A 20,681-nucleotide genomic window follows, 5' to 3' on the forward strand; every position below is an offset into this window, starting at 1 on the left:
CCTGTGCGTTCGTAAATCCTTTGTTATGTATTCCTTGTTACGTTCTCACTAAACCTTTTCTCGAGCTTAAACTCTTTTATTAACTCTTCTGTCGAAAGAATCGTGGCAAATTCGTCATGTAACGTGGCTAATGTTAATTCGTGGATTTGTTCAGCGTTATGATAAGTTCCATTTTGATCGGTTAATCCGTACGTTGCAATTGCATCTGAAATGAGAAAAGTGTTAAACCCTAAATTACCACTCATTCGAGTTGTTGTAGATACGCAGTGAGCGGTAGTCAGCCCAGTTATCACAACATCAGTGATATTTTTTTCATGCAAGTACGCTTCTAGGTTCGTTCCGATAAAGCCACTATTTACTTTCTTAGTAAAAATTGGTTCACCCTTTTTTGGTCTAACGATGTCTTTGATCCCGAATCCCTTGTTCTCCGGATGAAAAAGAGAATTCGGATCATCAGACTGGTGTTGAATGTAAATAACGGGGTTTTCAGTGTTACGCCAGAGCGAGAGGATCTTTCTTATGTTATCTTCTGCTAAAATGTTATTTCGATTGCCCCATTTGTTATCTTCAAATGCTTGTTGGACATCAACAATGACTAATGCTTTTGAGCGCATAAAACTTCCTCCTTCGTACAAAAAATCTGCCATTTTAAATAATTCTAAGATTAAAGATAGAATCCTGCACAGCACATAGTTCTTTCCTATAAAGGTGTTCGCTACTAATCGTCATAGACTAGTTGAAATTTCCTCCTTAACAACGACCATGTTTATGGTATCTTAAGATAGATGTATCTTTCTCAGGAGGGAAGAGATGATTTATTTAAAGAAATGGATAACTGATTTCAGATCACCATCATATGAGCCGGAGTTCGATGTCGAACAAGTCTCCGCTTTCTTAAAAGAACATGGAGGTCATCATTTATCACATTTGATGCTATTGAAAGACAAAGAAATTTACTGGGCACAGCAAGGTAATGTTTTAATTGCTTACAAACAGATTGCCAATAAATTGGTTGTATTGGGAGATCCCATTGGCGTTGAATCCCTGGTATTTGAAGCGATGAAAGAATTCTGTGAGTATGGTGAAAACAATGGCCTTACACCCGTCTTCTATCAAGTTAGTCCCCGATATATGGCTTATTATCATGAACTAGGTTATCGATTCTTGAAACTAGGAGAAGAAAGTGTGATGGATCTTGATGGCTTTTCGCTAGCAGGTAAAAAAGGGGCAAAATTGCGAACAAGATGCAATAAGTTTGCTCGTAACTCCTTTTCGTTTAGCGTAGTGCATCCGCCATATACGAACGAACTTCTCTCAACCTTGTCGAAGGTTTCTGACTCTTGGCTTGGCGATCAGAAGGAAAAGGGGTTTTCCGTCGTTTCATTTAATGAAGAATACGTGTCGAGTTTTCCTATCGCCTTATTGTATGATCCCAAAGGTGAGGTCGTTGCGTTTGCTACTCTAGCAACGGATTATAAAAGCAGTGTTTGCATCGACTTAATGCGTAAGCGTTGTGACAGTCCACATGGAACAATGGATGTACTGTTCATCCACATCTTTAAATGGTTGAAAGAAAACGATTATCGGTCATGTAGCCTTGGGATGGCTCCCTTATCTAATGTAGGAAATCATAAAGATGCGTTCATGAGCGAAAAGCTGATGCGCCTAGCTTTCAATCACGCAAACTCTTTCTATAATTTTAAAGGTCTAAGAGATTTCAAAAGTAAGTTTACGGACAAATGGGAACCTAAATACTTGGTATATAAAAATACGTGTTTCATCACTCTTTTTCAATTAATGCTTTTGATTAATCGGTCCCCAGTCTCTCAACCGAAATCTGTTAACCCGATACGATTCTTTCTTAAGAAAACAGGATGAAGAAATTACATTTACAAGTGACCAGTCTGGATATCCAGACTGGTTATTTTTCAATAGTACACACAATTCTTCAAGTTACTTTCTACTTTCATACCACTCCACTACACGAGATTCGCCAATCATATAAAGTAATAATCGTAAAAGTGCATAGCATGTCAGAAACCCTGAGACGATGCTAATAAGTAACATAGTGGCAAAACCTTTCACACTTCCGACACCAAATACAAAAAGACCTGCTGCCGTAATTAACGTTGTGAGTTGAGCATCTCCTATCGTGACAAACGTTCGATTAGAAGCATCCATCACAGTCTGTAAGAACGACTTACCTGGTTTTACTTCTTCTTTAAGGCGTTCGAATGTAATGATTGTTGCATCTACTGCTATGCCAAGTCCTAAGATAAAAGCTGCTAATCCTGTTAAGGTTAGTACTCCTTCAAAGAAGACAAATAGTCCTATAGTAAGATAGAGGTAACTGAGCATACATAAGATAGAAACAAGTCCAAGGAAACGATATCGCCACACCATATAAGAAAAAACTAGGAAGATTGCTATAATGCCAGAAATCAACGTTTGATTTAAAGATTTCTCACCAAGTTTGGCACTAACGGATTGAGAGGATATTTCTATTAATGGAGCAGGAAGATCGCCAGTGGTTAGAGCTTTTGCTACGATTTCTGCTTCTTTCTTTGAAAAATCGCTACTTAAGGACATTCCAGAGCTTGACCAGGTTTGTTTAACCATCCCTTCATAAATAATCTTTGAATCTATCTTTAATGTCGCTTCTTTATAGGAGTCACCATTCACATAATCAAGCCATAACACTAGTTTCTTACCTTCGTACTTTTTTGTGATGCTCTCCATATCAACGGATTCAGTAAAATCTATTGATATGTTAGGCGAACTATCCTCAGAAGGCTTTTCTATTTTCACAGCAGAAAAATCACTAGAGGAAAGGACAAGTTGATCATCCGTATCTCGAAACGTAATATTTCCCCCGATCGAAATAAACTCTCTAGCCTCCTCCTGATCTTTCACTCCAGGTACCTGCACACGAATTCGATCATCATCTTCAATCGTAATAACCGGTTCACTGATACCAAGCAAGTTGATTCGATCACTGATTAAAGAAGCCATCTGGGTAACAAGCTTCTCTTCAGGAATCTCTCTCCCTTCATATGGCTCCTGTACTTCATACAGAATTTCAAATCCGCCCTGTAAATCCAATCCCACCTTTATTTCGTCTACAATGTTTTTTGACGTAGTGAAAAAGAGGAGAAAGAGTAAAGAAATAGTAATTGAAGTTGAAATGATCCAGCTTTTTTTCATATGTAAAAACACCCTTATTTTATAGATATTTCCATTGTGTCAAAGCCTGTGATAGATTACCAGGTGTTTAGCTTTCAGGTTTGCAAGCGCCAATTCGCGAGTGCCTGTCACCGCCCGAATGTTTTTTAGAAAACTGGATGAAGCTTTTGAAAAAGGACCTGCCTGAGGTTAATGAGGCTGGTCCTTTTTCGTTGGGGGATAATGATAGCATGGCCATTTTATCTCCCCCATCATTAAATCCAATAAATATGCGTTTAATCTTAAACGAAAAAGATAATAAAAGGATGGAGGTGAATAAAATGATAAATTTCTTAATCGGAGCCACTATCTTATTTATTGCAATCAATCTTTTCTATTTTTTCTCAAATAAAACATATAAAAAAAGCACTTTCAGTTCAGCACTTTTTCTTAAATTGTTCTTTGTTCTACTTGGAGTGTTAGTTGGATTTACTTTTCTTTACTATCTTTTATCAATGAAAGAAACAATAATAGTCCAGAGTCTTTCTTCACGTAAACCTATTGAACCTACTTTATTAAATTTATTCTATTTTAGTGGTGAGACTCTATTGTCAGTTGGTTATGGAGATATTTTGCCAATAGGACCCGCTCGTTTCTTTGCGATTATCGAATCAATGATTGGGATTCTTTTACCAACGGCATATTTCATGAAAGCTATAGATTTATCCAACCAATCAAAACACAAATAAGTTCAGAGGCAGGAAAGATTAGAAAGCTCCCTCCAAACTCTTATTTCTCTAACGAGTGCCTGTCACCACCCGATTGGTATCATAATATGTCGTTTAACCTGCTGCATTATGTATGAGGTGGCAGGTTGCTTTTTTCTTCAACCCAAACCTCCAAATCTGATCCGCTCCCCCCTTCTTTTCAACCAGGACGCTATCGCTTGTTTCTTATCTTTTTCTTTATCTACTCTCCAATGCTTTATTGCGCTCTTACTTCTTACTAGATCAATTTCTCTAAGCTTGCCATGCTTCTCTTCCCTTAATGCGCCTCAACCACTGAAGGCACTAGACAGGATAGGAAACATTGGACAGAGAATGACTACCTTTACAGCGCTGACAAGAAAGCATCAGCACTGTAAAAGCAGACGTCCACTAATACTGAAGTATACTGAGACCGTCTTAGGGTTCCACCGTATCACCCGATTTGAACGCTCGAATTTCTTCATCAGCGCACTTTCTACACATTAAACCAGTCCAATGTGCGTGGTCTTTGCGCTGCTACCCGTACCGTAGTACGCCTGGTTACCTTACCGAACCGTTAGGGCCGTTCTCGCCATAGCTTCTCATCACATAAACCGGGAAATGTGTACTCTTGAGAACGCTGAATTTTCTGCATCGGCTTCAGCTCACCTGACAAGTTTAGTTTAACAACGTGTGGTAGGCCTTCCACGTTCTGAACAACGGCACACTTTAAGAAACCTCACAATCGTCTCTTTTAAAAAGAAGATTGGAAGCCGTTGTTCACTATTAAATTGGTCTTGCGATTATGTATAAAAAGATAGCGAGGTCCATCGCTTGCCCTGAACCTCTGCTACTGTTTTTGGATTACATCACTTTCTTATTCAAACGTTGTGAAGTTAGGTGATCTGGTAACTGAAGAATCGTTTCATTCAGCGTATCGAGCTTTCCTTCAATGCGGTGCAGTAGATATAGCGTTACCACAATTGGAAAACCAACATCGCTGATGAGTGACATCCAGGATTCCATCTTTGTTCCTCCCTTTTCGTTTTCATCGTCAAGAAAGAGGAAGGACAATGCCCCTCCTCATTTCAATTAGCTGATCACAATATCATTCTCGTTACGTTCAACGAGGCGCGCGCCTTTTTTAGCTGTCACATCGCCACCGCTTGTTGTGAAGCAGTTTTGAGCGATGATCGCATCCATTGCCGCAGCAATGGCAGCTGGATTTACAGGTTCAACCGGATCGCTTAGTGTGATTGAGAATGGCTTGTTATCTCGTGTATCGAATTGAAGATCGAGTGTTTTTGCCATAGTGAGTGCCCTCCATTCTTATTAATTGAGTGATCTTACGCTTGTAGGTCAGATGAATCATTGCGCTCAACCGCGAATAAGTTGTGCTGCTGCAGTGGTGCAAGCGCTAGTGCTACTGCAAAAAGCGCATCTGGTGATGCGGACGGCTTGATGTTGTTGAAGTTCTTACTGCGGAAGATCGATTTGCCGTTCTCGTCAACGCCGGTTTCTAGTACCATGCGAAGCTGCGTGTTCATGAGAGATGCTGTTGCCATGTTGATCACCTCCTTTCACCCTATATATCGTTATGAAAATAGAAAAAGGGGCATCTGTATTAAAAAATTTCCAACGAAAAAAAGGCTCCCCATCACGTCATTGATAGGGAGCCTTTTTAATTAGAAATCACAGGACGGCATTCCAGGTACATTGCCACTACTTGGAGATAACCTTTTCTTGCGGCACTGTTCTTCAAGCAGCAAGCTTAACCGCTCCTGTATTTTAATTGTCTCTGGCGTCTGGTAGGAGGGATCGGCTAAATTTCGTTCTTCTAAAGGATCACTGGACAGGTTATATAATTCAAATTCATCAGGTACCGGGGTTGTTTTTGTTGTTGTTACGCAATGGGAATACTGCACATCTGAATTGGGAGGCACTGGAGTGTCCTCATGAAGAACAACATCCTGAACACCAGGATTACTCCAGAATTGAGGGTTATCGTAATAGCGCGAAAACTTCCAGAGCTCATGTTTCTTTTCCACACCAGTCGGAAGTGTGGTGATAACCGCTTCAATGTGATTTGGTTGAACAACGGATTCGTAAGGCTGGCCAGTGACGGAGACCTGGTTTAACCCTCTTGTCACGTCATCATCTGTCATAAAATAGAGCGGTTCATTAGCACGATCAAACCTTCTTTTCCCTTTAAGAAGCGGTGTAAGGTCTCGCCCAACTAAGGGATGGACTTCTGTATGATCAACCCTTAGTTTTTCTTGTGCTTTTCTTGGATTAATTCCAGCTAGCCCTAACATTGTTGGCAAGACATCAACATGACTCGTTAACATCGTTGTGCTTTGTCTTCCTGATAAAAGTTTTGGGCTGTGGATGATCATGGGAACATGAATAGACTCCTCATACGTGTTGTACCATTTTTGATACAGTTGTCCGTGAGCGCCTAATAATTCACCATGATCAGAAAGAAAGATCACAACGGTATTTTCATAAAATGCGGATTTTTGCAGTGCTGTAAACACCTTATGCATTTCATCATCAGCTTGCTTTTGTAGCGAATAATACAATTGGCGATAGAAGAGGTCGTCTTTCAGCGGTTGCAATGCTTTCGGATAGGTTATGCGATAGCTACTTTGCGCAGTTGGCTTCGTACGTAACGATTCTCCAGAAGTAGGGGCTGGCGGAATGTTGGGAACAGATGGATCGACCTTAAAATCATATAAGCCACTCTGGGCTGCAAATACGCCATATAAGGCGATGTCATGGGGGTTAATGAATGAACTCATAATCATCCACGGGGAGGTGTCAGATTCCTCTTGTTCAAGAGATTGAATTAACTCAACTACTTCAGCGGCATAAATAACATCTCGACCGCTGATCCCAACTGCTGCAGATGAAGCAGAGTTTCGCGGATTTATACCATGTGGCTCTGGTCCCACCCATCCATCGAATCCAAATTCATCTAGTCGACTAGCATTAAGATACTGCTGAACATTCTCCTCATCAGGTACTCCTGTAGACGTATAACTTGCTAATGCATTATTCGTTCCAGGGATGAGAATGTCTTCTTCAGATGCGTGCCATTTCCCTTTCCAGTAGGTTCGATATCCTGCGGTGCGTAAATAATCACCCATCGTCGGAACGGTATTTCGATCAAGCCAGAAGATGTCAGGATCAAATGGTGTTTTAGCTGCACCACTTGTTTGCGTAACACCATGAAGCGATGGGTACTGTCCTGTGTATAGCGTTGTTCTACTCGGTGAACAGGCTGTGCTACCCGCGTAATGCTTCTTAAATTCAAAGCCGTTTTCTTTTAATAGCTCCTGTGTAATTAAGTTCTTTCTTCTCCACTCCCTCAACTCTTTACTTTCATAAACGGATGGGTACCGTTCTTGGTCGACCATAAGTATAAGAAAGTTTGGCTTTTTATCTTTCGCCATTGTTGGATTCCCCCTTAAGTAACGAGCCTGATTCATTGGAAGGGTGACCAGCTCTTTCGTTCGTAAAAGTGCCCTACCACAACCTTCAACATCAGGGCGAAAAGCAAGTTCACTCTTCTACGCATGCTTTCATCCTCCTACACCATATGCTCCAGCCTAAAGCACTGTTCATGACAAAGAAAAAGCGGGTGGTGACAGGCACCACCCGCTTTTTGTTGGATATTGTCAAATGAAATTTTTAAGGGCTTAATCAATTGGATCTTCTGCCTTGCCGTATCGAATGACGTCATAAATTGCCATGCCATCGCTAGGCTTACCATCATCATTCTTATAAGGCATTAATGAAAAGAAAATGAAGTAGAAAGAGAAATAAACAAACTGTCTAAATATTAAGGACTTAGGGAGAACATCAGTTAGAATGAGGTAATTTATTAATAAAATTAGTATTAAATTAAATAAGCTACCGGCTAAATAGATGGAAACATGCGCCCATGTTTTGTTGTATGATAACTTGTCATACTGACACCAACCTTCCATGAAGTATCTCTTCCGTATTTCAAGTGGTCCGATATCAAATATTTTCTTACCTGTTCCGATACTAAATTTAATCCTGCCTCCAAAAAGTCTTGCAACCAAAACGTGTCCTGCTTCATGAACAAAGGTAACTACCGGTAAGATGATAAAAAAGTTCACAAAAAACATTGGTATATCGCTAAATGTAAACATAGATAACCTCCATAACTTTTCGATTTGTTTCATTTCTTTAAACTAGCATCTATATCAAAAGTACGAGCTTTGAGTATTGTCACTTACTTCTACTTTTCACTTTGAAAAATCACAATATCCTCCTCACCCTACTTTTTTTAGCCATTAAAAAAGCCGAAAAGGAATCGTTCTCCTTTTCGGCTTATGTCTGACACTAGTTGTTCAGATCATTGCTACCTAGTCTTTTATTTTCACAAACCCAATTTTTTCGAGGGATTATTTTAAAGTAATCATAACTATTTTAGATTACTTTATTCTTGTTAATTGTTACTTACTTATCATCCCTACATACCTCAAATGCTGTGAGCAAGAAGGAGCTTTTTTCATTGAAAGAAATGCTTTTTAAGACCGAACATAATATTCCAGTCCCAAAAGCATTTTAACGCCAAATGGCACCAAAGATCAACCGAGGAGGGTTGCCGCCCTATGCTATTCCCTAAACATCGGCAGACCCCAACGTCATGCCTCCATCCACGATTATTTCTGTTCCAGTGCAATAAGAGCTTTCATCTGAAACAAGGAATGCGACCGCTCTTGCAATTTCAACAGGCTGTCCGATACGTCCAAGTGGAATGGAACTATAGAATTCAGGGACCCCTTCGCCTTGTGTTGCCATGTTGGTCTCGACTCCACCAGGGTGGATCATGTTAACCCTAATACCTTTTGGACCAAGTTCAATTGCGGCGGCTTTAGACATGGCGACAACTGCCGCTTTAGTTGCAGCATAAGCACTTGAATGACCAATCGGGGCAAATGCGGAAATGGAAACATTGTTCACAATAGACCCTTTCTGCTGCTCTTCCATTAAAGGAAGAACGGCCTGCATTCCGAGGAAAACACCAAGCTGATTCACGTTAATTAGCTCTTGATATTCTTCGATAGTTAACTCCGTAAACGCTTTACGTTTTAAAATGCCAGCATTGTTAATAAGTCCATCAATTTTTCCGAATTCATTCTCTATCTCTTTCGTTACCGCATCCCAATGTGATTCCTTGGTAACATCAAGTTCCACAGGATGAGCTTGATCTCTTCCAATCGATTCGACTACTTCTTTAGCACTTTCATAGCTGCGCGCACCAATCACCACTAGTGCGCCCAATGACGCAAGGTGCTCAGCAATCGCTTTTCCCTGACCACGGTTACCTCCTGTGATAAGAATGACCTGATTTTTCAAATTAGGCATACGATCTCTCCTTCATGACTTATCGTATAATTACTCTATCATAACGAGAAGATAGCCCATATTCCCCGATAATATTGATTACTATTTTATCATTTGAAATAATTACATATACAGGAAAAATATAACGAACCCATTTTATCCGAAACGAGGGATTAACCAATTGATCTATAGTAGAAAAACATACAAAATTATTCCTGAAAAACTGGACGAATTCAACGAATTTTTCCATACCTATTTGTATGCTAATCAACTGAAACATGGAGCAAAACTAATTGGACGATGGGTGAATGAAGATCGTGATGAAATTACAGCGATTTGGGAATACGATAGTGATGATCAATACGAGAACATTGACCAACAAATTAGAACTAGTGGTTTGCATCAAAAAGCCCAAGAACGAAAAAAGGAATTAGGAGAGCTATACCTTGAAAGTATGCAGGATTTTCTAACTTCAACTGCTGAACCCTATTCGTATCATCCACCAAAGCACATCGTCTCAGCAGCTTCTGTTATTTTTAATGAAGATAATGAAATTCTATTGATTAAAGGCCCACGGCGAGGTTGGGAATTTCCTGGAGGTCAGGTAGAAGAAGGCGAATCTTTGATTGATGCCGCAATAAGAGAAGCAAAAGAAGAATCCGGAGCGGACATCGAAATCGTATAGTTCTGTGGCGTTTTTCAGAATGTAGCCTCCTCCATCTCCAATAACTTGTTTCTAGCAAAAGTGATCGGAGGCGAATTAACCACATCGCCGGAAAGTCTCGAAGTAGGCTTTTTCCCTATAGATGTAGCGCTTGACATGGTCACCTGGAAGAACTTTAGACGGCGGATAAAATACTGTTTAGACGAAGAAAAACACCCATTTTTTGTTGCGTTCTAGCTATGAAAGATATTGCAAAACGACAGGGAAGAAGCAGAGAACTGCTTCTTCCCTGTTTTGTTTTAATGATAGTGGGTATTCTTCAAATACGTTACCTTTTTCGACTTTTTTCACTAATATTCTACATAAAAAGGATGTGATGGAAAATATTGATAGAAAAGCCTTTATTACATTTAATTAAGTGACTTGTCAGATTAAATCCCTTCACTTTACACCATACTAATGGTAGTGGTAGAGTAAGTAATTGTGTTTAAAAAGAGATTAAAGGAGTCGTATATGAAAAATAAAGAAACTGGTCGAATCGATTGGCCCGTCTTTGGAATAAGCGGTGGGGTTCTTGTCCTCTTCGTCTTTCTTGCACTTTTCGATATATCATTAGTTGAAAACCTCGTAAGCTCAAGCTTTGCCTGGTCAGCGAAATATTTCGGGGCTTTCTGGCAGATCTTAATGCTAGCAACGTTCTTCGTAGGGATTGGCTTAGCCTTCTCGAAATATGGAAAAATCAAACTAGGTGGCATTGACAAGCCCGAGCTAAGCCTATACAAGTGGTTATCCATCATTATGGCCACACTTCTTGCAGGCGGAGGCGTGTTCTGGGCAGCAGCTGAGCCAATGTATCACTTCTTAACTGTTCCTCCTTCTCAGGATGGGAAAGGAATTGAAGCAGGTACACAGAGTGCAGTTGATACAGCACTTGCTCAAAGCTTCATGCACTGGGGTTTCCTCGCGTGGGCAATTCTTGGAACAATTAGTGCTGTAGTCATGATGTACGGTCATTACCATAGAGGTATGCCGATGAAACCTCGTACACTTCTCTATCCAATCTTCGGTGAAAAGCTGCGCCATAGTTGGTTCGGAACGCTAGTTGATGCGTTTTCTGTTATCGCTGTTGCAGCTGGTACAATTGGACCAATTGGTTTCCTAGGTTTACAGGCAAGTTATGGTCTCCAGGAAATATTCGGTATACCAAATCAATTCAGTACACAGTTTTCAATTATTCTAGCGGTAGTTGTGGTTTCAACGATTTCAGCCATAACGGGTCTATATAAAGGAATTCAGTACTTAAGTAGCTTTAATGTCCGTCTTGCAATCGGTTTGATGGTCTTTATTGTGATCTTCGGTCCTGGTGGCTTTATTTTCGACCACTTTCTCTCAGGATTTGGCGTTTACCTTAATGAATTTGTAACGATGAGTACGTTCCGTGCAGATACCGGCTGGCTCTCCTTCTGGACAGTCTTCTTCTGGGGCTGGTTCATTGGATATGGTCCAATGATGGCGATTCTTGTGAGTCGTATTTCAAGAGGACGCACTATTCGAGACATTATCATTGCAGTATCGATTTTCGCACCAGTGATTTCGACATTCTGGTTTACCGTTCTTGGTGGATCTGGAATATACTTTGAACTAACGAACTCTGGATCGATTTCAGAAGCACTAAATGCAGCAGGTAACCCTGCAGCAATGTTTGCAATTACTGAGCAATTCCCGCTTGCAAGCATCATTTCACCATTGTTCTTACTGTTAACGATTCTATTCGTTGTAACAACAAGTGATTCTATGTCCTACACCATCGCAATGGCCGTTACAGGTGAAGGTGATCCTCAAAGATGGCTTCGCGTGTTCTGGGCCATTCTAATGGGTACTGTTGCTGTGATCTTGTTAATTACAGGAGACAGTGGTATTACACAGTTACAGAACTTTATCGTTGTAACAGCTGTGCCGGTATCACTACTTCTCTTACCGATGATATGGCTAGCGCCTAAAGTCGCGAGGGAAATGGCGAAGGATCAGAATATCACGAAAAAATAAGACATTTCGAAGACGCACCCTTTGGGGTGCGTCTTTTTTGTATGGGCGGTTAGCGGCACGGGTTCCGGTTCGCGGGTGCCTGTCACCACCCGGTTTTGGTCGAAAAAAGGGGAAATATCTTGATGATCGTTTGGGTATCCTAACAATTGATGATTCATATTTAAGGAGGATGCAACGATGCTTGAAGGTAAATGTGCATTAATTACTGGCTCTGGTCAGGGGATCGGCTTAGAAATAGCTACTGAGTTTGCGAAGGCTGGCGCGAAGGTAATGTTGAACGATATTAACGAAGATACGTTGAAGGAATCGGTTGAGAGCTTAACGTCACAAGGATTCACCGTTGAAGGCGTTGTGGCTAACGTGGCGAAAGAAGAAGATGTGAAGAATGCAATCGATGAAACGGTTAAGAAATTTGGTCGGATTGATATTCTCGTGAACAATGCTGGTATTCAACACGTTGCACCGGTTGAAGAGTTTCCGAGTGAGAAGTTTAGCCTTATCCTTGACATCATGTTGAAAGGCCCATTCTATGCCATTAAGCATGCTTTTCCAATTATGAAAGAGCAGGGCTATGGTCGGATTCTCAACATGGCTTCAATTAATGGACTAATTGGATTTGCAGGAAAAGCAGGCTACAACAGTGCAAAACATGGGATCATTGGTCTGACAAAGGTAACTGCCCTTGAAGGTGCAGATCACGGGATTACAGTGAATGCGATTTGTCCTGGATATGTGGATACTCCGCTTGTTCAGAATCAGCTTGAGGATTTGGCGAAAACTCGAAACATTGAGAAAGAAAAAGCACTAGAGCAAGTTATTTATCCTCTCGTACCACAAAAGCGTTTAATACAAGTACAGGAAGTAGCCGATTATTCCATCTTTCTTGTTAGCGAAAAAGCAAAGAGCATTACGGGGCAAGCTGCAGTTATTGACGGCGGTTATACAGCTCAGTAAACAACATAAACAAGAAAATCCCCGCTGTTCTCAAATCGAGAATAGCGGGGATTTCTTTTTGTGCATTTAGTTGATTCCCATCATAGCAAGGAAAATAATTGCGATCGTAGCAATCATCGGAATGATTAGGCCGACTACAAAAACATCTTTGTAGGAATCTTTATGTGTTAATCCTGTTACTGTGAAAAGTGTTAGCAATGCACCGTTATGTGGGAGAATTGATGCACCTGAAGCAACGGCTGTGATTCGGTGGAATGCTTCAAGGCTCATATTATTATTAACTGCAATGTTGTAATACTCTTGTCCAAGTGCTTCAAGCGCAATCCCCATACCACCTGAAGCAGACCCTGTAATCATTGCGAGGAGTTGAACTGCAAAGGCTTCAGAGAAATAGGGGCTAAGCGGAATGGCGAAGATGAGATCCTTCACTGCTTCAAAGCCAGGTGATGCTGTAACGACTGAACCAAAACCTACAGCGGCACTAGTATTGATCGTTGCCATTACCGATCCGGAAGCACCGCCATTAATCGCTTTAATAAATTGTTTATAGTTCTTGAAGTTGAATAGCATGATGAGCACAATACCAATTAGAAGCGCGATTAGAATGCTTAGATTTTCGAAAGCATTCAGCGTTACAACTACTGCAATGAGTGGGATAACGGAAAGAATCCAGTTAGGTAGCTCCTCCTCATTAATGCTTTTCACTTCATTAGATCCTTTTGGTTCGGTAAATGCCTCATCATTTTTCGAGAGCTGCTTCTCACGGAATTTCAGATAGAAATATCCTCCAACCGCCATTATTAAACCAGCGACAATTCCAAGAATTGGAGCTGCCATCGTGGACGTTTTAAACGTGTTAATTGGGATGATGTTCTGAATCTGCGGAGTCCCCGGTAGAGCGGTCATTGTAAATGTAAAAGCCCCGAGTACAAATGTTGACGGGATAAGTTTACGAGAAACGTTAGCCTGACGGAACATGGCAACTGCAAGAGGGTAAACAGCGAACACTACAACGAAAAGACTCACGCCTCCGTAAGTCAGAATGGCTGCCGAAAGAAGCATACCAAGAATCGCACGTTTCTCTCCTATTACACTTGAAATTTTGTAAGCAACAGATTGTGCTGCCCCAGTATCCTCCATTAACTTTCCAAAAATCGCTCCGAATAAGAATATCGGGAAATAGGCTTTCGCAAAGTCTACAAACCCTGCCATATACGTATCGGTATATGTATTTAGAATATCCATTCCGCTTAATAATGCAACAATACCGGATACTAGTGGGGCGATCCATATAATTGACCAGCCCATGTATGCAAGTAGCATCAAGAGAGCCAGTCCAATAATAATACTAATCATAGCTGATTTGCCTCCTCAAAAATCTTATGTCTGTTTTACTATGTCCAATCCAGGCAAATCTAAATCGACAAAAACCGATTCGCGAGTGCCTGTCACCACCCGAATTTACTCGAATGCACCCGAATGGGTATACCCTGTTAGTTTTGAGTTAAAACCTGGTGCCTGTCACCACTCGAATTTATATGAACTATGATGTTATTTGTCGAATATATTTGAACTCTTCAATAAGCACGCTTTTTGTCTAGCTCAAGTGATTACGGCACTCGGCTGGTTATAGAATAAACGAAAGAACCTGGAGTCCAAGACATCCAGGTTCTTTCTATTTAAATGTTAGTAATAGTGCTCTCTACCAGACTCTTCAAACACCTTCCAATGCCCATTCATCATCGACGATTTATAATTCATCACGATGTAATTTGTAACTTCCTCCCCGTCATTTGTTTGAACAAAATAGGTATCCGAGCCTCTATAGTCAATTTCCATAATCTCTTCACCCTTGAATGTATCATGCGAGCTTATAAATTCTTTCAAAGCCCCTCTTTCGTTCATCTCATTTATAACTTTATAAGGGCCAAACATCATAAACAACACAACAAAAAGTAATCCTGTACCTATCGCTATTTTTTTCAAGCCTCTCTTCCTCTCTCAAAAGTCTCCCCCAAAACAATATCATAATCATTTGATATAGAGACATGAAAAAAAGTGAGGCAGTCTGCCCCACTTCCAACCTTCTATGAACTTGTGACATTGCTTTTACCGACATGGACAAGCTGCTTCTTTACGAATTGAATGAGAATAAGAATAATAGCAAAAAGCGTTAAAAAGCAAAGGCTTGTAATGAGCGGTGCCACTTTGAACGCGTAAAGAAACATGTCGATCTCATAAATATCTTTAGAAGCTGAAATCGAACGCGGTGTGAAAATAAGATGACTTTTCCAGTCAGGATGGGCCGGCAATAGGCTAGCTTTCCAAGACATCTCCCAATACGAATAGCAGAAGACAGTGAATAGAGACAACAGCATGCCAAGTTTGAAGAAACCCCTTTTCTTCACTCTATCACCTCTTTTTTTGTACCATACTTATTCGAGAAATGAGAAGGAATTCCTTTTTTTTGAAAAAGTTCTTGCAGCAAGTTTACTAAGTACCTTTCTCCTGGTGCTTTAGGCCAACATACAAAACAGTGTAAAGCTCTCAGGGTACATTTACTTACTTTCTGTCATGAACCCTTCATAATCCATTACTTCACCTTCACCGGCACTTAATAGAGATGAGATAGAGTGGTAGTGACCAATAGGAAGGGAGAGATTTTTTTGAGAAAGATACTATCTACAGGTTTGATCGCCATTCTAGTTATGAGCTTGTTTTTCGTAGCGGATGGGGATGTTTTGGCGAGTCAGAATACGAAGAGTGTCCAAACAGTCGCACATCGTGGTGCTTCAGGTTATGCGCCAGAAAATACGATGGCTGCATTTGAAAAATCTGTTGAAATGAAGGCCGATTACTTTGAACTCGATGTTCAACTAACAAAAGACGGAGAGCTTATCGTTATTCACGATACATCCGTCGACCGCACAACAAATGGTTCAGGGAAGGTGAAAGATATGACGCTTGAAGAGCTAAAACATCTGGATGCTGGCAGTTGGTTTGGAGAAGAATTTGCTGGCGAGAAGCTACCAACCCTTGGTGAAGTACTTGATGCATATCGAGGGAAATCTGGCATATTGATTGAGCTTAAATCTCCATCCCTTTATCCCGGAATCGAAGAAAAAGTTGCCGCTGAACTTGCTAAGCGAAATATGGATAAACCACACAACAACAAAGTCATCGTGCAATCTTTTGATCATGAATCTGTTGAAACGCTCCACTCTATTCTACCTTCCGTACCGACAGGAGTACTTGTTAGCTATACCATGTCTGATGAACAATTGAATGAAGTTGCTCGTTATTCTGATTATGTGAATCCCGGTAAGTGGCTGATCACCTCCGATTTTGTAGATCGCATACACGAAAATGGAATGGAAGCGCAAGCCTGGACAGTAAGAGATATAGATTCAGTAGATCCCCTGCTTGAAGCTGGTGTAGACGGTATTATAACCGACTACCCTGATTACGTTAACCGCAGGTGACAGGCACCACCCGAAGTCACCCGAATAAACTCGAAGCGTGTCAATGTGTGCTGAAGGCGTTTGATGGTAGCCTCCTGTGGGAAGGATTAATTTATAAAGGAAAGATAATGAAAGGAGTTTTGATTGTGAGAAAGAAAGGTTCTATTCTGTTAATAGCAGGCTTAACAGCAGGTACACTACTAGCAGGGTGCGGTTCTGATGGTGCTGAAGAAAATACTGGCGCTCAGACGGAAGAAAGTACATTGAATGAAAGCTCAGGAGATAACAGCATGTCAGACAATACCTCTGGAGATAATAGTGCTAGTGACGGCGCTGAAGGATCAGACTCAAGTGAAGTAAATCTTGATGTCGGTATTGATACTGTTCTTACTGATCTTGATAGTATGAATTCAGCACTCGAGAATTCCTCCGAAGATAGTTCAAAGATTAATGAACTCGGAACTCAACTTCAATCACATTGGGATTTATTCGATCAAAAACTGAAAGAAGAATATCCTGAGGATTATAGTGCGATTAACGAGGAAATAACTCCTCTTATTGAAGAGTCCACAAAAGATGAAGTGGATATTGAGAAGACAAAAACGTTACTAGATGAAGCGGTTGAGACAGTAACGAAATTTAAAGACGAGGTACCTGTTCAGTAAAGCGAGTGCCTGTCACCACCCGATATATGTAACAATTTGTCATACGATGGATAATATGATGCGTTCCTTCTAAAGATAAGGAATGAGTTGTTCACTCATTTCATTTTTAGAAGGAAGGCTTTTTTTATGAGGAATGAACATGTTGTACAGCAGGCTGTTCAGAAGACGCAGGAGCAGAAAGTGAAAGCTGGATCTTATCATAAGCTTCACTGGTGGCAATTAACGCTTATTGGAATTGGTTCTATTATCGGGGCAGGTTTTTTCCTTGGAACAAGTCTTTCCATTGAACGCGCTGGTCCTTCAGTACTCATTATTTACTTGATCGCAGGGTTTATTGCTTTCTTAGTGTTCAGCGCACTTGCAGAGATGTCTGTTCATGATACAGAAGAAGGCTCCTTTCGGAAATACGCACAAACAGCATTCGGTCATTCAATGGGATTCATTAGTGGTTGGATGTACTGGGTTTCCGGTCTATTGATAATGGCAAGTGAAATCACAGCTCTTGGTCTTTTTACGCAATACTGGTTTCCTGCTGTACCGCTATGGTTGTTAATGATCATCTATACAGCTCTCGGTCTTGGGATCAACCTACTGGGAGTGAATAATTTCAGCACAACGGAATCTCTTTTCGCTGTTGTGAAACTAGCTACCCTTGTTGGTTTCATAGGATTTGGTGCACTGTTTGTATTCGACATCGTTTCTCCCTCTTTATTGATTCAAACGGAGGCGGCGAAGTTTACCACTCTATTTCCAAACGGCTTCATGGGAACTTGGTCAGCGATGATATTCGTGCTTTTTTCATTCGGAGGCATTGCAGTTGTTGGTTTAATGTCGAGCGAGTTGAAACATAAAGACGAAACACCTAAAGCTGGTCTCGTCACGGTCGTTACCTTAACTATTCTCTACATTCTATCGATCTTCTTCGTGCTGTATATGGTTTCCTGGAGTGTCATTACAGAAGATGAAAGTCCATTTGTTACCGCTCTCTCTCAATTCCATATCCCTTTTATCGGATCTATTTTCACTGTGATCCTAATTACTGCCGCATTCTCCACAATGGTTGGCGCTCTCTTTTCCATTACAAAAGTAATCGTTTCTCTAAGTCGTGTTGGTGATGCTCCAAAAGCACTTGAAATCCCTACGAATCGAGGCGTTGCCACAAGAGCTTTAGCAGTCAATGCCGTTGCGCTCAGTTTCATGATTGTCATCTCATACATTCTTCCAGATCAAGTATACGAATACTTAACAACCGCTGCAGGTATTATGCTAATCACGAACTGGGTTGTGATCCTTGCCTCTCAAATTAAAAATCGTCGTCACTATGCTGAAGCCCCAACTAAAAAAACATATTTCAAGATGATAGGAGCTCCTTTCACCTCATACCTGGGCATTGTTCTCATTGCAACGGCGATCGCAGGAGCTGCTTTTCAAGAAAGTGAGCGGATTGGTTTATTCATTAGTGCAACGGTAATTGGAGCTATTTTCGTAGCTTACCTTTTTGTTAGGAATAAGCAGGCATGACATCCCCCTCCACAACAGCCATTTATTAATAATGCTTTGAATAAAACAAACCTCAAGAACCGATAATTGAATTTAAAAGGAGTGGATGATATTGGAAAAGAAATTCCCTATTCTCTTAGCAACTTGCTTAATGGCCGGAACGCTACTTGCTGGCTGTGGATCAAATGGTGCTGAGGAAAACAGTAATCAATCGGAGGATAATTCTGCTAGTACAGGCATGGAGGACAACAGTGTAACGGAGGATTCAGCTGGTGGAGAAGGTGCAGGTGACACGAGCACTGATAATGGAACGAAAGAGAATAAGGCTGTTAATTTGGATGAAGGGATCGATACCGTCCTTACAAACCTTGAAGAATTAAAGAGCACGCTTGAAAATGCAAGCGATGATTATGGTAAAATCAATGAACTAGGCATGTCGATCGACTCAAGTTGGGACGAGATCGAAACACAAATCGAAGAGAACTATCCAGACGATTATAAAACGATAGAAGAAAGTCTTTATCCACTCATTGATGAATCAAAGAAAGATGAGCCTGATTCTGCTAAAATGAATGAATTGCTTGATGAGACGATGAAGAAACTGAATGAATTTAAAGAAAAAATGGCTACTTAAACGTTAGAAAGCCCATTCCCTGATTACATTAATCAGGGAATGGGCTTTCTTCTTTTTAATACAATTTACCATGACGATAGAGGATATTTGATAGCTTCATTACCGTGTGAATATAGCAGTTCTGTCTTAATGGGAATGGATCGCTGAAGAATTGTGGATAGATCGTATCCATTGTTTCCTTCATTTTCTTAAACAGCATTGTAAAGACTTCTTCTTCGCTGTAGAATTGCGTCTCCCTGCCTTGTAACCATTCGAAATACGAGACTATAACACCACCAGCATTTGCAAGGATATCAGGTATAATTAGTACCCCATCGTCACTTAATTTGCGATCGGCATCGAGCGTAATCGGTCCATTTGCGCCTTCAACAATCATGCGCGCTTTCACTTTGTCGACATTATCTTCATGAATTTGATCTTCAAGCGCCGCTAGTATTAATACATCCGTGTCGAGATAGAGCACGTCTTCTCGATCTTGAATTTCCGCTTTAATGTCATTCTGACTCAGTGCTTCATTTGTAGTTGGAAGGTCACCATCATGATGTGAAGTGAACTCAATTAGTGCTTTAATGTTGAGCCCTTCTTCATTATAAAGGGTTACGTTACGATCGCTAACGGCAACAACTTTCGTATCGAGGTAATTACACGTATACGATTCAAGAGCAGCGACTGAACCAACATTACCAAAGCCTTGGATTCCAATGGTTAATTGACGCTTCGTGTGATTTAGTGCTGTTTTGGCAAAACGGTTATCATTTTTCTTAAACCATTCTTCGTTCTCGTTTACAAAATTATGAAGCATATAACGTAGCGTATAGTACACGCCCTTACCTGTTGCTTCTCTTCGTCCTAACGATCCGCCGTTCACCTGACTTTTCCCTGTAAAACTTCCACGGTAAGGACGGCCGGGATGAATGCTTTTATACTCACCCATCATCCAGTCCATTTCACGCTCTCCTGTTCCAACATCTGGAGCTGGAATATCTTTATCAGGACCAAGAATGTCACTGAAATTATGAACGTACTTTTTCGATATTGTATGTAATTCTTTCTCGGTGAACTCACGAGGGTTAATCACCACGCCGCCTTTTCCACCACCAAACGGTACATCGTGCAGAGTGTTTTTCAAGGTCATGAGTGTAGCAAGATTAATTACTTCATCTTCTTTTACGGTCTCATGAAAACGAATTCCGCCTTTATATGGTCCAACAGCGTTATTATGCTGAACACGGAAGGCTGGAATTCTGAGGATTTTACCGTTCTCAAGCGGCACACGGAGAAACGATTTCTGAATTTGATTAGGTGTAGAAAGAATCGATTCAAGCGAAGTGAACGCTTTCTTTCTTTCCTCATCTTTGAAATTAGGTAAAAATGATTCATCTTCTAGTAATGCATTTAATGATTCTTGTACGACTTCTCCATATTTACTAGCCAATTTCATCCCTCCAATAGTTGTCATCTATTAAT

General features: G+C 40.7%; 20 protein-coding genes and 2 pseudogenes. 10 read left to right on the plus strand and 12 right to left on the minus strand.

Going from position 1 to position 20,681, the window contains the following annotated elements:
* Positions 1 to 23: 23 nt before the first annotated feature.
* Positions 24 to 614, minus strand: coding sequence for a cysteine hydrolase family protein (locus FBF83_RS05945; RefSeq protein WP_136946179.1), 591 nt, complete (start codon positions 612 to 614; stop codon positions 24 to 26).
* A gap of 196 nt (positions 615 to 810) precedes the next feature.
* Here FBF83_RS05945 and FBF83_RS05950 point away from each other — a divergent pair, with 196 nt between their 5' ends.
* Positions 811 to 1,878 carry a phosphatidylglycerol lysyltransferase domain-containing protein gene (locus tag FBF83_RS05950; RefSeq protein ID WP_136946180.1) on the plus strand — a complete coding sequence of 356 codons (1,068 nt, stop codon included), beginning with the start codon at positions 811 to 813 and terminating at the stop codon, positions 1,876 to 1,878.
* 75 nt (positions 1,879 to 1,953) lie between these two features.
* Here FBF83_RS05950 and secD read toward each other — a convergent pair whose 3' ends face one another.
* On the minus strand, positions 1,954 to 3,204 hold the full coding sequence (gene secD, locus FBF83_RS05955; protein WP_136946181.1) for a protein translocase subunit SecD: 1,251 nt from the start codon (positions 3,202 to 3,204) through the stop codon (positions 1,954 to 1,956).
* A 146-nt stretch (positions 3,205 to 3,350) separates the two neighbouring features.
* On the opposite strand from secD, the gene FBF83_RS05960 reads away from it, so the two are divergent.
* A complete protein-coding gene (locus tag FBF83_RS05960; RefSeq protein ID WP_338109119.1) occupies positions 3,351 to 3,911 on the plus strand; it encodes a potassium channel family protein in 561 nt (186 codons plus the stop codon).
* 861 nt (positions 3,912 to 4,772) lie between these two features.
* Here FBF83_RS05960 and FBF83_RS05965 read toward each other — a convergent pair.
* The 6 genes from FBF83_RS05965 to FBF83_RS05990 all read right to left on the minus strand — a co-directional run bounded on the left by FBF83_RS05965 (position 4,773) and on the right by FBF83_RS05990 (position 9,311).
* Positions 4,773 to 4,934 carry a YvrJ family protein gene (locus FBF83_RS05965; protein WP_136946182.1) on the minus strand — a complete coding sequence of 54 codons (162 nt, stop codon included), beginning with the start codon at positions 4,932 to 4,934 and terminating at the stop codon, positions 4,773 to 4,775.
* Between the two features lie 66 nt (positions 4,935 to 5,000).
* Positions 5,001 to 5,219 carry a DUF2922 domain-containing protein gene (locus tag FBF83_RS05970; protein ID WP_136946183.1) on the minus strand — a complete coding sequence of 73 codons (219 nt, stop codon included), beginning with the start codon at positions 5,217 to 5,219 and terminating at the stop codon, positions 5,001 to 5,003.
* Positions 5,220 to 5,254: 35 nt separating this feature from the next.
* Positions 5,255 to 5,473, minus strand: coding sequence for a DUF1659 domain-containing protein (locus FBF83_RS05975; RefSeq protein ID WP_136946184.1), 219 nt, complete (start codon positions 5,471 to 5,473; stop codon positions 5,255 to 5,257).
* A gap of 120 nt (positions 5,474 to 5,593) precedes the next feature.
* Positions 5,594 to 7,363 (minus strand): sulfatase-like hydrolase/transferase, encoded by a 1,770-nt coding sequence (locus FBF83_RS05980; protein ID WP_136946185.1) that lies wholly within the window; start codon positions 7,361 to 7,363, stop codon positions 5,594 to 5,596.
* A gap of 246 nt (positions 7,364 to 7,609) precedes the next feature.
* Positions 7,610 to 8,089: a site-2 protease family protein gene (locus tag FBF83_RS05985; RefSeq protein ID WP_169525207.1), complete on the minus strand. Its 480-nt coding sequence runs from the start codon at positions 8,087 to 8,089 to the stop codon at positions 7,610 to 7,612.
* 475 nt (positions 8,090 to 8,564) lie between these two features.
* Positions 8,565 to 9,311: an SDR family NAD(P)-dependent oxidoreductase gene (locus tag FBF83_RS05990; protein ID WP_136946186.1), complete on the minus strand. Its 747-nt coding sequence runs from the start codon at positions 9,309 to 9,311 to the stop codon at positions 8,565 to 8,567.
* A gap of 160 nt (positions 9,312 to 9,471) precedes the next feature.
* Between FBF83_RS05990 and FBF83_RS21260 the strand changes: the two are divergent.
* The 4 genes and pseudogenes from FBF83_RS21260 to FBF83_RS06010 form a co-directional block, all read left to right on the plus strand.
* Positions 9,472 to 9,711, plus strand: a pseudogene (locus FBF83_RS21260) (NIPSNAP family protein); the annotation flags it as partial.
* Positions 9,712 to 9,744: 33 nt separating this feature from the next.
* Positions 9,745 to 10,191, plus strand: a pseudogene (locus FBF83_RS06000) (NUDIX hydrolase).
* 276 nt (positions 10,192 to 10,467) lie between these two features.
* A complete protein-coding gene (locus FBF83_RS06005; RefSeq protein ID WP_136946187.1) occupies positions 10,468 to 12,000 on the plus strand; it encodes a BCCT family transporter in 1,533 nt (510 codons plus the stop codon).
* A 177-nt stretch (positions 12,001 to 12,177) separates the two neighbouring features.
* The gene (locus FBF83_RS06010; protein WP_136946188.1) at positions 12,178 to 12,954 is read left to right on the plus strand and encodes a 3-hydroxybutyrate dehydrogenase; all 777 of its coding nucleotides are present in this window, start codon (positions 12,178 to 12,180) and stop codon (positions 12,952 to 12,954) included.
* Positions 12,955 to 13,020: 66 nt separating this feature from the next.
* Here FBF83_RS06010 and FBF83_RS06015 read toward each other — a convergent pair whose 3' ends face one another.
* The 3 genes from FBF83_RS06015 to FBF83_RS06025 all read right to left on the minus strand — a co-directional run bounded on the left by FBF83_RS06015 (position 13,021) and on the right by FBF83_RS06025 (position 15,362).
* Positions 13,021 to 14,310, minus strand: coding sequence for a GntP family permease (locus tag FBF83_RS06015; RefSeq protein ID WP_169525208.1), 1,290 nt, complete (start codon positions 14,308 to 14,310; stop codon positions 13,021 to 13,023).
* A gap of 330 nt (positions 14,311 to 14,640) precedes the next feature.
* Positions 14,641 to 14,940 (minus strand): hypothetical protein, encoded by a 300-nt coding sequence (locus FBF83_RS06020; protein WP_136946189.1) that lies wholly within the window; start codon positions 14,938 to 14,940, stop codon positions 14,641 to 14,643.
* A 101-nt stretch (positions 14,941 to 15,041) separates the two neighbouring features.
* Positions 15,042 to 15,362: a DUF4306 domain-containing protein gene (locus tag FBF83_RS06025; RefSeq protein ID WP_136946190.1), complete on the minus strand. Its 321-nt coding sequence runs from the start codon at positions 15,360 to 15,362 to the stop codon at positions 15,042 to 15,044.
* Positions 15,363 to 15,620: 258 nt separating this feature from the next.
* Between FBF83_RS06025 and FBF83_RS06030 the strand changes: the two genes are divergently transcribed.
* From FBF83_RS06030 to FBF83_RS06045, 4 genes are all read left to right on the plus strand, one after another.
* Complete coding sequence (locus tag FBF83_RS06030) at positions 15,621 to 16,436, plus strand: glycerophosphodiester phosphodiesterase (protein WP_240687988.1); 816 nt, start codon at positions 15,621 to 15,623, stop codon at positions 16,434 to 16,436.
* Positions 16,437 to 16,561: 125 nt separating this feature from the next.
* Entirely contained in the window at positions 16,562 to 17,080 is a 519-nt protein-coding gene (locus FBF83_RS06035) for a hypothetical protein (protein WP_136946191.1), read from the plus strand.
* A gap of 126 nt (positions 17,081 to 17,206) precedes the next feature.
* Positions 17,207 to 18,601, plus strand: a complete 1,395-nt coding sequence (locus FBF83_RS06040) for an amino acid permease (protein ID WP_136946192.1) — start codon at positions 17,207 to 17,209, stop codon at positions 18,599 to 18,601.
* Between the two features lie 91 nt (positions 18,602 to 18,692).
* Complete coding sequence (locus FBF83_RS06045; protein ID WP_136946193.1) at positions 18,693 to 19,214, plus strand: hypothetical protein; 522 nt, start codon at positions 18,693 to 18,695, stop codon at positions 19,212 to 19,214.
* Positions 19,215 to 19,269: 55 nt separating this feature from the next.
* Here FBF83_RS06045 and FBF83_RS06050 read toward each other — a convergent pair whose 3' ends face one another.
* Positions 19,270 to 20,649: a Glu/Leu/Phe/Val family dehydrogenase gene (locus FBF83_RS06050; protein WP_240687989.1), complete on the minus strand. Its 1,380-nt coding sequence runs from the start codon at positions 20,647 to 20,649 to the stop codon at positions 19,270 to 19,272.
* Between the last annotated feature and the right edge of the window lie 32 nt (positions 20,650 to 20,681).

Origin of the sequence: Guptibacillus hwajinpoensis, from assembly GCF_005144865.1 — a bacterium.
Taxonomy (GTDB): domain Bacteria; phylum Bacillota; class Bacilli; order Bacillales; family Guptibacillaceae; genus Guptibacillus; species Guptibacillus hwajinpoensis_A.

Excerpts from the sequence above, each read along its gene's own strand:
- FBF83_RS06005 (WP_136946187.1), top strand. The coding sequence starts at position 10,468 with ATGAAAAATAAAGAAACTGGTCGAATCGATTGGCCCGTCTTTGGAATA.
- FBF83_RS05970 (WP_136946183.1), bottom strand. The coding sequence starts at position 5,219 with ATGGCAAAAACACTCGATCTTCAATTCGATACACGAGATAACAAGCCA.
- FBF83_RS05945 (WP_136946179.1), bottom strand. The coding sequence starts at position 614 with ATGCGCTCAAAAGCATTAGTCATTGTTGATGTCCAACAAGCATTTGAA.
- secD (WP_136946181.1), bottom strand. The coding sequence starts at position 3,204 with ATGAAAAAAAGCTGGATCATTTCAACTTCAATTACTATTTCTTTACTC.
- FBF83_RS05975 (WP_136946184.1), bottom strand. The coding sequence starts at position 5,473 with ATGGCAACAGCATCTCTCATGAACACGCAGCTTCGCATGGTACTAGAA.
- FBF83_RS06010 (WP_136946188.1), top strand. The coding sequence starts at position 12,178 with ATGCTTGAAGGTAAATGTGCATTAATTACTGGCTCTGGTCAGGGGATC.
- FBF83_RS06015 (WP_169525208.1), bottom strand. The coding sequence starts at position 14,310 with ATGATTAGTATTATTATTGGACTGGCTCTCTTGATGCTACTTGCATAC.
- FBF83_RS05980 (WP_136946185.1), bottom strand. The coding sequence starts at position 7,363 with ATGGCGAAAGATAAAAAGCCAAACTTTCTTATACTTATGGTCGACCAA.
- FBF83_RS05965 (WP_136946182.1), bottom strand. The coding sequence starts at position 4,934 with ATGGAATCCTGGATGTCACTCATCAGCGATGTTGGTTTTCCAATTGTG.
- FBF83_RS06040 (WP_136946192.1), top strand. The coding sequence starts at position 17,207 with ATGAGGAATGAACATGTTGTACAGCAGGCTGTTCAGAAGACGCAGGAG.
- FBF83_RS05950 (WP_136946180.1), top strand. The coding sequence starts at position 811 with ATGATTTATTTAAAGAAATGGATAACTGATTTCAGATCACCATCATAT.
- FBF83_RS05985 (WP_169525207.1), bottom strand. The coding sequence starts at position 8,089 with ATGTTTACATTTAGCGATATACCAATGTTTTTTGTGAACTTTTTTATC.
- FBF83_RS05990 (WP_136946186.1), bottom strand. The coding sequence starts at position 9,311 with ATGCCTAATTTGAAAAATCAGGTCATTCTTATCACAGGAGGTAACCGT.